This window comes from Kluyvera sichuanensis (genome assembly GCF_040930405.1).
In the GTDB taxonomy this organism is placed as follows: Bacteria; Pseudomonadota; Gammaproteobacteria; order Enterobacterales; family Enterobacteriaceae; genus Kluyvera; species Kluyvera sichuanensis.
Genome location: NZ_CP162271.1, coordinates 4,775,256 through 4,788,561, shown reverse-complemented (window position 1 = coordinate 4,788,561; position 13,306 = coordinate 4,775,256). Strand labels below are relative to the sequence as shown.

Genomic DNA, 13,306 nt, shown 5'->3' with positions numbered 1-13,306 from the left:
TGAATTCCTGTTGGTATACAAGATGGAATTCAATTAGCAAGGCACGTGCCAGATATTTAACAGACTGTTTTTATAGATTTTTTAAATAAATAATGACGTAGTCATAAAATTAGCACGCACCGTAAAAGTACATCAGGCGCAATAACAGTGCAGCAGGTCATAGGAAAAATAAATAACGTAGAATCGGGTCAGAATAATCTATTATGAAGATAGCCACATAAATAATAATGTTATAAATGTGGCTATCTATTTTTTATTTCACGATAAATTATGCGCCCTGACGGGTCGCCGCTAGCACAATTTCACGGATACAAACGTACTGCGGCTGGGAATAGGCGTACTCGATGGCATGCGCCACGTCTTCCGGGCTCAGCACTTTACCGCCCATATCCTGCTTCCAGCTCTGATAACCGGCTTTAATGTCGTCGCTGGTCGTGTGGCTCAGCAGTTCGGTTTCCACCGCCCCCGGTGCAATCACCACCACGCGCACGTTGTGCGGCGACAGCTCTTCACGCAGGTTTTCGGACAGGCCGTGCACCGCAAACTTGGTGCCGACGTAGACCACGTGGTTCGGGAAGGTTTTGCGCCCGGCAATGGAGCTGATATTGATGATGGTGCCCGCTTTGCGCTCAATCATCCCTTTCGTCACCGCGTGAACCCCGTTCAGCAACCCTTTGACGTTAACGTCGATCATCTGTTCCCACTCGTCCGGGTTTTGATCGTCGATATTGCCCAGCAGCATCACGCCCGCGTTGTTGACCATCGCATCAACCGGCCCAAATTGCTGTTCCGCCTCGGCAATGGCGTCGGCCACCGCCTGACGGTTGGTGACGTCTACCGAACGGCACAGAGTGCGCGGCAAGTTCAGCGCGGTCATGCGATCCACACGACGCGCCAGCAGCAGCAGCGCATGTCCGCGTTCTGACAGCAGTTTTGCCGTGGCCAGGCCAATCCCGGAGCTGGCACCGGTAATCACGACTAATGGTTTAGATGCAGCGTTCATTGGTATTCCTCATAAATAAAATTGATGGCGCTACTTTAAATCCGGATGAGAATGGTGAAAAATGGTTTGTTTTTTTCACAGCCATAAAATAAATCTATGGATAAGCGACAGCTCAGCGCCTTCATCTGCGTATTTGAAGAGCGCAATATTACCCGCGCGGCTGAACAGTTAAGTCTGACACAGCCTGCGCTCTCTGCCACCGTGAAAGCACTGGAAGAGGAACTCGGTACGCAACTCTTTGTACGTAAGCCCCGCGGCGTGGAGGTGACGGAAGATGCGCGCGCGCTCTATCCGCACGCCTGCCGTATGCTTCAGGAGATGGCGACCCTCACCTCGCGCTTTCGTAAACGCCAGGACCGCGCGCCGCTGAATATCGGCGTCGAGCAGGACATCGCCTCGCCGTGTCTGGCCTCACTACTACAGCGCATTAGTCTTGAGATGCCGGACACGCTGGTCACGCTCGACCCTGGCTGTACCGGGGATATTCGTCTCGGCTGCGAGAGCCTGCGCTGCGAAGACGAGCTGTTTATGCCGCTGTTCGACGAGCACTATATGCTGGCGTTCCCCTGCGACCATCCGCTGGCGCAGGTGGCGGAGCTGACGCTTGAGCAGCTCTATAGCTACCCTTGGGTGATGTATCCGGCCCACGATTCTCATCAGCGCTTCCTGCCGTTTTACGGCACGGCGGCCGGAGCGCCCAGCGCCAATGCGGGTAGCTTTACGTTGGCGCTGGATCTGGTCGAGGCGGGGTTTGGTCTGGCGATTGCGCCACGCTCGCTGATTGAAGCCCGCTGCGACCTCAGCGCCCGGGCGCTGCCGGGGTATCCGTTACTACGGCGAATTGGCATTTGCTATGCGGTTCAGGCGGTGGAGAACCCGGCGGTCAATCAGTTGCTGGAGCAGCTCAACGAGACGGCGACGCTTGCAGGATAAAGCGCGGATAATTACGCGGAAACCTTGATTCCGGTCATAGTGGGTTTTGTGATCCCGCTCTAATTTATTCGCCTTCCTGATAAGAGACCACCCTAATGTTCATACCTTCTATTGGTGCAACGGCGTTCGTTGCGTCTATTGCCACGCTCGGCATTTTGTCACCCGGCCCGGACTTCTTTATGGTCATTAAAAACGCCGCGCGCTATCGCCGACTGCCCGCCATGATGACCGCCTTTGGCATCACCTGCGGCGTGCTGACGCATATGTCTTACTGCGTGGCCGGTCTGGCGGTAGTGATCACCACCACGCCATGGCTATTCGATATTCTGAAGTACGCGGGCGCAGCCTATCTTATCTGGGTGGGTCTGCTGGCGCTGCTGGCGCGCGGGCATAAAAGCATGGACATGACCGGCGTTGTTCAGCAGGAAACCACGCTAAAAAAAGCGTTTTTGCAAGGCTATCTGTGTAATCTGCTGAACCCGAAAGCCACGCTGTTCTTCCTCTCTATTTTCACTCAGGTACTGAACGTGAAATCCGGTTTCCCGGAGAAACTGTGGTACGCCGGGGTGATCCTCACCGTTTCCGTCATCTGGTGGCCAATGCTGGTGGTGCTTATCCAGAGCGCGCCGGTACGTCGTGGGCTGGCAAAAGCACAGAAAATTATTGATAAGATGCTGGGTGGGCTGCTGATTGCGCTGGGCATTAAGGTGGCGCTGAGCTGATATTCAGCTATTGGGGTAGCCCATCGGGTTACCCTTTTCTCTTCGCGTTATCATCCCCCGCTTTCCCTCCTCGCAAAGAAGAATGCAGATCTGTGAGCATCAACACAAAACACTACCCATCAAACTTTTCACAACACAAAACAAAAGCAACCGATTTCATAACCAAAATGAACACCCAAAAAATGGGCAAAAAACCATAGTTAAATAAATGTTATATATGATAATAAATTGTAGATAATATTTTTAGAGTTAATAACTAATACGTATCTTTCAGCACAATCGCGGGTGAAAAATGTGATACCCAACATTCTTTAATAAGAATAATGATTCATTTAAAATTTAAGTTGATAAATTACACATTAAATTTAAGCCATTTATTGACCGTTAATTACCCGATAATTGCTTGAAAGATCGCCAGATGGCGATTATTAGTGCCGCAAAAAAATGGCCATCGTTATCGCCATAAAATATTGTTATCCCCCCATAATTTTTTGATTAAAATCAGGACAAATCGTTATATTAAAACATATAAATTATTGATATTGCTAAATTTATTAAGCAAACCTCAGCGTACTGAAATTCATCAAAAGACAATTTGTGAGTGCTCGCACAAATCCCCAACCGGTTAATTTGTTACACTTATTTCCGTCAACAAAGTAATTAACACGGATTGTTATGAACACATTTATTCTCCCTAAAATACAGAATCTGGTGGTCTTTCAGGAAGTGATCCGTAGTGGTTCTATTGGTTCTGCGGCAAAAGAGCTGGGGTTAACGCAGCCCGCAGTCAGTAAAATCATAAGCGATATTGAAACTTACTTTGGTGCCGAGCTTATCGTTCGCAAGAATACCGGCGTCACGCTGACTCACCCAGGCCAGGTGCTGCTCTCCTGGTCGGAATCCATCACCCGTGAGATGACCAACATGGTGAATGAGATGAACAGCATGACCGACGATGCGGCCGTAGACGTCTCATTCGGCTTTCCGTCGCTGATTGGCTTCACCTTTATGTCTGACATGATTCAAAAATTTAAAGAGGTGTTCCCGAAGGTACAGATCTCAATGTTCGAAGCACAGCTCTCCTCGTTCCTGCCCGCCCTGCGCGATGGTCGCCTGGATTTCGCGATTGGCACTTTAAGCGATGAGATGAAGCTGCAGGACCTGCACGTTGAGCCGCTTTTCGAGTCAGAGTTTGTGGTGGTGGCAAACAAATCCCGAACATGCAGCGGTAACCCCACGCTGGCTTCGCTGAAAGACGCACAGTGGGTGTTACCACAAACTAATATGGGCTACTACAGCGAACTGCTTATTACGCTACAACGAAATGGCATCAGCATTGAAAACATTGTTAAGACCGACTCGGTGGTCACTATTTATAATCTTGTTCTCAATGCCGATTTTCTGACGGTGATTCCTTGCGATATGACCGCCCCTTTTGGCTCAGATCAGTTTATTACTCTCGAGGTTGAAGAAGTACTTCCCGTGGCGCGCTACGCCGCCGTGTGGTCAAAGAATTATCGAATAAAAAAAGCCGCATCAATTCTGGTGCAATTAGCAAAGGAATACTCGGCCTGCAATGGACGCAGGCAAAAACAAATAATGAATATTAAATAGCCCAGTAGTTTTAAAAACCCAGTACAAATACCACCGATCTATTTATCGGTCAGTGGTGACGGACATCTATTACCCTAATACTTAGGTTATGAGGTTATCATGCATATTACATACGATCTCCCGGTTGCAATTGAAGATATTATTGAGGCCAAAAAACGCCTGGCAGGTAAAATTTATAAAACCGGTATGCCGCGCTCAAACTATTTTAGTGAGCAATGCAAAGGCGATATCTTCCTGAAGTTCGAAAATATGCAACGTACGGGTTCGTTTAAAATCCGTGGCGCCTTTAATAAACTCAGCTCCCTGACCGAAGCCGAAAGACGCAAAGGCGTGGTGGCTTGCTCGGCGGGCAACCATGCGCAGGGCGTTTCGCTCTCCTGCGCCATGCTGGGCATTGACGGCAAAGTGGTGATGCCAAAAGGCGCGCCGAAATCTAAAGTGGCCGCCACCTGCGACTACTCTGCGGAAGTGGTTCTGCACGGCGATAACTTCAACGATACCATCGCCAAGGTAAGCGAAATTGTTGAAATGGAAGGCCGTATTTTTATCCCTCCGTATGACGACCCGAAAGTGATTGCCGGGCAAGGCACCATTGGTCTGGAAATTCTCGAAGACCTCTATGATGTCGATAACGTGATTGTGCCCATCGGCGGCGGCGGTTTAATTGCCGGTATTGCTATCGCCATTAAATCAATTAACCCAACGATTAAAGTGATCGGCGTTCAATCGGAAAACGTTCACGGCATGGCGGCCTCTTACTATGCCGGAAATATAACCACGCACCGAACGACCGGCACCCTGGCAGACGGCTGTGACGTCTCTCGCCCGGGTAATTTAACCTATGAAATCGTTCGTGACCTCGTCGATGATATTGTGCTGGTCAACGAAGATGAAATTCGTAAAAGCATGATCGCCCTTATTCAGCGTAATAAAGTCGTGACCGAAGGTGCTGGTGCCCTGGCCTGTGCGGCATTATTAAGCGGCAAATTAGATAGCTATATCCAAAACAGAAAAACGGTCAGCATTATTTCTGGCGGGAATATCGACTTATCTCGCGTATCACAAATTACCGGTTTAGTTGACGCTTAATTCTACTATTACACTTCGCTGAGGATAGGATATGAGTACTACTGAAAGCATTATATCCAGTCAGACCAAACAATCTGTCTGGCGTAAATCAGATACTACGTGGACCCTGGGTTTATTCGGCACCGCCATCGGCGCCGGGGTATTGTTCTTCCCGATTCGCGCCGGGTTTGGTGGGCTAATCCCCATTCTGCTGATGCTGCTGTTGGCTTACCCAATTGCCTTCTACTGCCACCGCGCGCTGGCGCGTCTGTGCCTGTCAGGGTCTAACCCCTCCGGCAACATCACCGAAACGGTAGAGGAGCATTTTGGTAAGACGGGCGGCGTGGTAATCACCTTCCTGTACTTCTTCGCCATCTGCCCGCTGCTGTGGATTTATGGCGTCACCATTACCAACACCTTTATGACCTTCTGGGAAAACCAGCTGCAGATGCCAGCGCTGAACCGTGGCTTTGTCGCCCTGTTCCTGCTGCTGCTGATGGCATTCGTTATCTGGTTTGGTAAAGACCTGATGGTTAAAGTGATGAGCTACCTGGTCTGGCCGTTCATTGCCTGCCTGGTGCTGATTTCGCTGTCGCTGATCCCTTACTGGAACTCTGCCGCTATCGATCAGGTCGATCTCAGCAATATCGCGATGACCGGGCACGACGGTATCCTGGTGACCGTATGGCTGGGTATCTCCATCATGGTGTTCTCCTTTAACTTCTCGCCAATCGTCTCTTCCTTCGTGGTCTCCAAGCGCGAAGAGTATGAGAAGGACTTCGGCCGTGAATTCACCGAGCAGAAATGTTCGCAGATTATCTCCCGCGCCAGCGTACTGATGGTTGCCGTGGTGATGTTCTTCGCCTTCAGCTGCCTGTTTACGCTCTCTCCGCAGAACATGGCGGAAGCTAAAGCGCAGAACATTCCGGTGCTCTCTTACCTGGCAAACCACTTTGCCTCTATGTCTGGTTCGAAGTCGACCTTCGCCACCACGCTGGAGTACGGTGCCTCTATCATCGCCCTGGTGGCTATCTTTAAATCCTTCTTCGGCCACTACCTCGGCACGCTGGAAGGGCTGAACGGCCTGGTACTGAAGTTTGGCTACAAAGGCGATAAAACCAAGGTCTCCTCCGGGAAACTGAACACCATCAGCATGATCTTCATCATGGGCTCCACCTGGGTCGTCGCTTATGCCAACCCGAACATTCTGGACCTGATTGAAGCCATGGGTGCGCCGATTATCGCTTCCCTGCTGTGCCTGTTACCGATGTACGCCATCCGTAAAGCGCCATCTCTGGCGAAATACCGTGGTCGTCTGGATAACGTGTTTGTCACCATTATTGGTCTGCTGACCATTCTCAACATCGTGTACAAACTGTTTTAATCTGTAAGCTCAGGATGAGTCGTAAAATGAATGAATTCCCGGTCGTATTAGTGATTAACTGTGGATCATCTTCAATTAAGTTTTCAGTACTGGATGCAACCAACTGCGATGTATTAATGGCGGGTATTGCTGATGGTATTAATACTGAAAATGCGTTCTTATCCGTAAATGGAGGTGAGCCAGCCACGCTGGCTCACCACAGCTACGAAGGCGCATTAAAGGCGATTGCCTTTGAACTCGAAAAGCGTGATTTAAATGACAGCGTGGCCTTAATTGGCCACCGTATTGCCCACGGCGGAAATATCTTTACTGAATCCGCCATTATTACTGATGAAGTCATCGAGAATATCCGCAGAGTATCCCCGCTGGCCCCGCTGCATAATTACGCCAACCTCAGCGGTATTGAATCTGCCCAGCAACTGTTCCCAGGCGTCACGCAGGTGGCGGTATTTGATACCAGCTTCCACCAGACATTACCGCCAGAAGCCTATCTCTACGGCCTGCCGTGGAAATATTTTGAAGAGTTGGGCGTACGTCGCTACGGTTTCCACGGCACGTCGCATCGCTACGTCTCTCAGCGCGCCCACGACCTGCTTAGCCTGCCAGAGCAGGACTCCGGCCTGGTGGTTGCTCACCTCGGTAACGGTGCCTCTATCTGTGCGGTGCGTAACGGTCAGAGCGTGGATACCTCCATGGGTATGACCCCGCTCGAAGGGCTGATGATGGGCACCCGCAGCGGCGACGTGGACTTCGGCGCTATGGCGTGGGTTGCCGGTGAAACCCAGCAGACGCTCGCTGACCTGGAGCGCGTGGTGAATAAGGAGTCTGGTCTGCTCGGCATTTCCGGCCTCTCCTCTGACCTGCGGGTGCTGGAAAAAGCATGGCATGAAGGGCATGAACGCGCCCAACTGGCGATTAAAACCTTCGTCCATCGCATCGCCCGCCATATTGCCGGGCACGCGGCTTCGCTGCATCGCCTCGATGGAATTATTTTCACCGGCGGTATTGGTGAGAACTCGGTTTTAATTCGCCGCCTGGTGATTGAGCACCTCGCCGTGCTGGGGGTGAATATCGACAGCGAGCGAAATAATTTACCGAACGCCTACGGCGAGCGAATTATTTCCACCCACGATGCCCGCGTGGTGTGCAGCGTTATTCCAACCAATGAAGAAAAAATGATTGCCCTCGATGCGATTCATTTAGGCGAAATTAGCGCCAGCGTCGAATACGCGTAATTAACGGTTAGTCAGCAGAGAGAATATCCATGAAGGTAAATATCGATACCGGCGATAAGCTGTACGCCGAAGCATGGCAGGGATTTAACGGCACGGACTGGAAAGAGAGTATTAACGTCCGCGATTTTATTCAGCATAACTACACGCCGTATGAAGGCGATGAATCCTTCCTTGCTGAAGCGACATCGGCCACCCTCGCCCTCTGGGAGAAGGTGATGGCGGGCATTCGCATCGAGAACGCCACGCACGCACCGGTCGACTTCGATACCAATATTGCCACCACCATTACCGCTCACGACGCGGGCTATATCGACCAGAGTCTGGAAAAGATCGTCGGCCTGCAAACCGACAAGCCGCTGAAGCGCGCGCTGCACCCTTACGGCGGCGTCAACATGATCAAGAGCTCGTTCGATGCCTACGGTCGTGAGATGGACCCGAACTTCGAATATCTGTTCACCGAGCTGCGTAAAACCCACAACCAGGGCGTGTTTGATGCCTACTCCCCGGACATGCTGCGCTGCCGCAAATCCGGCGTGCTGACCGGTCTGCCGGACGGTTACGGCCGTGGGCGTATCATCGGCGACTACCGCCGCGTGGCGCTGTACGGCATTCAGTATCTGGTGCGCGAACGCGAACAGCAGTTCGCCGACCTCCAGTCCAACCTGCAACGCGGTGAGAACCTCGAAGCCACCATTCGCCTGCGCGAAGAGCTGTCGGAACACCGCCGCGCGCTGCTGCAAATGCAGGAGATGGCGGCGAAGTACGGCTGCGATATCTCCCGCCCGGCGCGTAACGCCCAGGAAGCGGTGCAGTGGCTCTACTTTGCCTACCTCGCCGCGGTGAAATCGCAGAACGGCGGCGCGATGTCGCTCGGCCGTACCGCGTCGTTCCTCGACGTCTATATTGAGCGCGATTTTAAAGCCGGCTTGCTGACCGAGCAGCAGGCGCAGGAGCTGATTGACCACTTCATCATGAAGATCCGCATGGTGCGCTTCCTGCGTACGCCGGAGTTCGACACCCTGTTCTCCGGCGACCCTATCTGGGCGACCGAAGTGATCGGCGGGATGGGAATGGACGGGCGCACGCTGGTCACTAAGAACGCGTTCCGCTATCTGCATACCCTGCACACCATGGGGCCAGCGCCGGAGCCGAATCTGACGGTGCTGTGGTCAGAAGCGCTGCCGGTGGCCTTTAAAAAGTACGCCGCCCAGGTGTCTATCGTCACCTCCTCGCTGCAGTACGAGAACGACGATCTGATGCGCGCCGACTTCAACAGCGACGATTACGCCATTGCCTGCTGCGTCAGCCCGATGGTCATCGGTAAGCAGATGCAGTTCTTCGGCGCACGCGCCAACCTCGCCAAAACGTTGCTGTACGCAATTAACGGCGGCGTGGATGAGAAGCTGAAGATTCAGGTCGGCCCGAAAACGGCACCGCTGATGGATGAGGTACTCGACTACGATACGGTGATGGAGAGCCTCGACCACTTTATGGATTGGCTGGCGGTGCAGTACATCAGCGCGCTGAACATCATCCACTTCATGCACGATAAATACAGCTACGAAGCCTCGCTGATGGCGCTGCATGACCGCGACGTTTATCGCACCATGGCCTGCGGCATTGCCGGGCTGTCGGTGGCGGCGGATTCCCTTTCGGCTATCAAATACGCGCAGGTGAAACCGGTGCGCGACCATACCGGGCTGGCGGTCGACTTTGTGATTGAAGGGGAGTATCCGCAGTACGGCAACAACGATGAGCGCGTGGACAGCATTGCCTGCGATTTGGTTGAGCGCTTTATGAAGAAAATTCAGGTGCTGCCAACCTATCGTGACGCCGTGCCAACGCAGTCCATCCTGACCATCACCTCTAACGTGGTGTACGGCCAGAAAACGGGTAACACGCCGGATGGTCGCCGTGGCGGCACACCGTTTGCACCAGGGGCTAACCCGATGCACGGCCGCGATCGCAAAGGCGCCGTCGCCTCGCTAACCTCAGTGGCGAAACTGCCGTTCACCTATGCCAAAGATGGGATCTCCTACACCTTCTCTATCGTACCGGCGGCGCTGGGCAAAGAGGATGGCGTACGGAAAACTAACCTCGTCGGGCTGCTCGATGGTTACTTCCACCACGAGGCGCATGTCGAGGGCGGACAGCACCTGAACGTTAACGTGCTGAACCGGGAGATGCTGCTGGATGCCATTCAACATCCGGAGAACTATCCGAACCTGACGATCCGCGTTTCTGGCTACGCGGTGCGCTTTAACGCGCTGACCCGCGAGCAGCAGCAGGATGTGATTTCGCGGACGTTCACCCAGGCGCTGTAACGCTGGAAGCCCCGTGAAATAGTATGGCTGGCCGCGCGGCAACGTGCGGCCAGTTAAGCGATGTGTTGTTGACAAAAAAGTGTGTTTGTCTCTCCTTTGGTGCACCTCTGTGCACCTTTTTTTTGGGAGACCAGATTTCCGCTATGGCTTTTGTATTGAATAATACCGTTTCAGCGCTAATGTATCGCTTTCCAGAAATGTACCTTGTTGCTCGCAAAGCAGACCCTGCGCCCCTTCCGAAAAACCTTCACGGTGAAAATAATCGACGCCCATAAGAATAGCTGCTACTTTTTTCACAAGACACGTTTTTACCCTGCAGATAAACGCGGTAGCAAACCACCATTTCTAATAGTTGAATAACGTTAAGCCAGCTAATATCTATATTACATTACGTTCCAGCACCCCTAAATTTAATAGTTCACAAACTGAAGTAAAGGAAGGCGCCATGGATATATGATATATATATAAACATTATCTAAAAAGAACTGAAAACACTCAATCTTATAATAAATGCAAATTTAGATTAAGTGTCATCTAAAGTGTTTTCCTTTCTTAAATTACCATATGCTCTTATTTATGCATTTAGAGGAAAGGAACAATGAAATACAAGTTCGCCCTGTTATGTGCTTCGGCCATCGCGCTCAGTGGCTGTAACAAAAATGACATCGATTGTGGAGATTCATCAGTTCAGAATGACCTCATCCATCGACTAATTTCAGCCATGGTGCTGGAAGGTGGCGGCGATAGAAGTACCCCAGATCTGCTAAAACAACTCAAAGTCACGTTTAAAGACTTCGCACAGGATAATGAACGCGCAACAGAGACCTCTGCACAATGTACCGCTACGGCCACGCTTGTCGATTCGCAACAATCAGGACAGGCGATGGCGGGCTCTTTCCATTACGAACTGAATAAGGGAGCCGATGGTAAAGTTAAGCTTGATGCTGACTCCGTACGTCTTGGCTTAAATCTTGATAACTTCAAAACGATAAAGATTGATGAAACGCCAGAACAAAAGGAATGGCGTGAAGCACAGGAAAAAGCCAAAGCAGAACAAGCCCGTCAGGAAGAGGCACGTAAGGCTGAAGAAGCGGCCAAAAAAGCAGAAGCAGAGAAACAAATTGCAGCAGCTCAGGCGATTCCAGATAGCGACTTTAAGGCCATCAATGAGGATGACCTGATGTTACTGTTCCTGGCTAACTCTGCACGTAAAGTGACCGATGACGAGAAGTTAGGTTTACTCAGCAATCGCTGGAATGCGGAAAACGATCCCTTTAAACGAAATGATATGAAGCAAGACGAGTTGGCTAAAGCCAATGAGGAGATCGCTAAGTTTAAAGGTGTTAAATATATTAAGGTAAGCAAAATGCTATCCCGTCTGAACAGGCGACAAGAGAGCGTCAAAAAAGAGATCATTACCGATGCTTATCTGAGCATTAGTAAGCCACAAGGCTATGACTTCACGAATAAAATATTCCCGATAGACGTCGCAGGATGCGGGTCGTCACTGGAATTTGGTCCAGCCACATTCTATCGCTCGCGTCAGAACATCAGCATCATGCTGGAGAAAAGCATCATTCAGTGCAAAATTACTCCAGCAAATGAGGATGAAGCTCGAAGCATTTCAGGCGTACTGTCGAATATCCCTGATAATAACTTCGGTGCCGAAGGCACAGCTTATCTGATGGTGACGGGCTATGAGCCGAATAAGGCTCTCGTTAATACCGTATTAGTCCGCGAGGATATCTCTATATTCCGGCATGCTGTTGATGCCTTAAATGATAAATCGCCACTACTCAACTTCACTTTAAAATAGGTGTTCAGTGATGGCGTTTTGCTTTGAGTAAGACGCCATTTTACAAAATGGCATTGATGAGAACGGTAAATGAAACTTTTCACTAGAATGTTTATTCTTGCTATCGTCACGGCAACGCTTGCCGGATGTAACAGCGAGCCATCTGAAAGTGACATTCAGAAAGCACTGCAAAATAAGCTCGATGAAGGTAATGCCCGAGCAAGTCAGATGATGGGAAAATATGGCGTAAATACTGATGGTATGCTGACAACGCTAAACTCAATACGAAAAATATCCTGTGATGAGTCCGGTAATAGCAAGCAATACAATTGTAAAGTCGAGGTCGATATCACCTCTCCGCTTATTGGGCGCAATAAAAGCGTCACGACGATTAACGTCATCAATGACAGCGGAAAATGGTTGGTCATGGAGTAATCCAGCCCCCCAGAGTTATCTGGCATAAGCTACCCGCGGACAATGGGCCAAGGCTTTGCGTGTAACCTGCGAGCATGCCCGCAGTCAGTTTGCGGGCATAATATTAAGGGAAGGGTGCAGCAGCAGAAATGCCACAGGCAGGCGGCGCGCTTTATCCCAACCGCTGATTCAGCGCCAGATACTGCAGCAGCATAATGGTCTTGGCATCCATAATCTCACCGCTGGCCACCGCCTGCAGCGCGTGCTGGAGCGGCCACTCCAGCACCTCAATATCTTCGCCCTCTTCTTCCACGCCGCCGCCACGGCTGACGCGATCCTCATCCTGGTACTCCGCGATAAAGAACCACAGCTTCTCGGTCACCGAACCGGGGCTCATAAAGGCCCTGAATACCGGCTCGATTTGCATTATGCGAAAGCCAGTTTCCTCTTCCGCTTCGGCGATAATGCGCGCCTCCGGAGAGGCGCTGTCCAGCAGGCCCGCTGCCGCCTCGATGAGCATCCCGCAGCCGTCATGAAGGTATACCGGCATCCTGAACTGGCGGGTCAGCACCACCGTCTGCTTACGGCGGTTGTACAGCAGCACCACCGCGCCGTGCCCGCGATCGTAGGCTTCGCGGCTCTGCCGCTGCCACGTGCCGTCGCGGCGGCGCAGGTCGAAGGTGTATTTTTTCAGGGTGTACCAGTCGTCAGAAAGCAGCTGCGACTGAATATTTTTCACTAACGGCTCAATAGCGCTCATTTTTTCTCTCCTGTCGATGACATTTTGCAAACTATCACGCATAATCGTGCGACA

General features: G+C 51.3%; 11 protein-coding genes. 9 read left to right on the top strand and 2 right to left on the bottom strand.

Annotation, left to right across the window (positions count from 1 at the left end; all coding sequences use genetic code 11):
- Nucleotides 1–268: 268 nt before the first annotated feature.
- Nucleotides 269–1,003, bottom strand: coding sequence for an SDR family oxidoreductase (locus AB2B48_RS22765; RefSeq protein ID WP_185667239.1), 735 nt, complete (start codon nucleotides 1,001–1,003; stop codon nucleotides 269–271).
- 96 nt (nucleotides 1,004–1,099) lie between these two features.
- Here AB2B48_RS22765 and AB2B48_RS22760 point away from each other — a divergent pair, with 96 nt between their 5' ends.
- The 9 genes from AB2B48_RS22760 (at nucleotide 1,100) to AB2B48_RS22720 (ending at nucleotide 12,513) form a co-directional block, all read left to right on the top strand.
- Nucleotides 1,100–1,936, top strand: coding sequence for a LysR family transcriptional regulator (locus AB2B48_RS22760; RefSeq protein ID WP_368300329.1), 837 nt, complete (start codon nucleotides 1,100–1,102; stop codon nucleotides 1,934–1,936).
- 95 nt (nucleotides 1,937–2,031) lie between these two features.
- Nucleotides 2,032–2,658, top strand: coding sequence for a LysE family transporter (locus AB2B48_RS22755; protein ID WP_185667241.1), 627 nt, complete (start codon nucleotides 2,032–2,034; stop codon nucleotides 2,656–2,658).
- A gap of 675 nt (nucleotides 2,659–3,333) precedes the next feature.
- Entirely contained in the window at nucleotides 3,334–4,272 is a 939-nt protein-coding gene (gene tdcA / locus AB2B48_RS22750) for a transcriptional regulator TdcA (protein ID WP_185667242.1), read from the top strand.
- Nucleotides 4,273–4,371: 99 nt separating this feature from the next.
- A complete protein-coding gene (tdcB, locus tag AB2B48_RS22745) occupies nucleotides 4,372–5,361 on the top strand; it encodes a bifunctional threonine ammonia-lyase/L-serine ammonia-lyase TdcB (protein WP_185667243.1) in 990 nt (329 codons plus the stop codon).
- Nucleotides 5,362–5,392: 31 nt separating this feature from the next.
- Complete coding sequence (gene tdcC / locus AB2B48_RS22740; RefSeq protein WP_185667244.1) at nucleotides 5,393–6,724, top strand: threonine/serine transporter TdcC; 1,332 nt, start codon at nucleotides 5,393–5,395, stop codon at nucleotides 6,722–6,724.
- Nucleotides 6,725–6,750: 26 nt separating this feature from the next.
- Nucleotides 6,751–7,959, top strand: coding sequence for a propionate kinase (gene tdcD, locus AB2B48_RS22735; RefSeq protein WP_368300326.1), 1,209 nt, complete (start codon nucleotides 6,751–6,753; stop codon nucleotides 7,957–7,959).
- A 29-nt stretch (nucleotides 7,960–7,988) separates the two neighbouring features.
- Nucleotides 7,989–10,283, top strand: coding sequence for a formate C-acetyltransferase (gene pflB / locus AB2B48_RS22730; protein ID WP_333010046.1), 2,295 nt, complete (start codon nucleotides 7,989–7,991; stop codon nucleotides 10,281–10,283).
- Nucleotides 10,284–10,881: 598 nt separating this feature from the next.
- A complete protein-coding gene (locus AB2B48_RS22725; protein WP_368300324.1) occupies nucleotides 10,882–12,099 on the top strand; it encodes a hypothetical protein in 1,218 nt (405 codons plus the stop codon).
- 69 nt (nucleotides 12,100–12,168) lie between these two features.
- On the top strand, nucleotides 12,169–12,513 hold the full coding sequence (locus AB2B48_RS22720; protein WP_126851100.1) for a hypothetical protein: 345 nt from the start codon (nucleotides 12,169–12,171) through the stop codon (nucleotides 12,511–12,513).
- Between the two features lie 151 nt (nucleotides 12,514–12,664).
- Here AB2B48_RS22720 and AB2B48_RS22715 read toward each other — a convergent pair whose 3' ends face one another.
- Nucleotides 12,665–13,252, bottom strand: coding sequence for an NUDIX domain-containing protein (locus AB2B48_RS22715; RefSeq protein WP_368300322.1), 588 nt, complete (start codon nucleotides 13,250–13,252; stop codon nucleotides 12,665–12,667).
- Nucleotides 13,253–13,306: the final 54 nt, after the last annotated feature.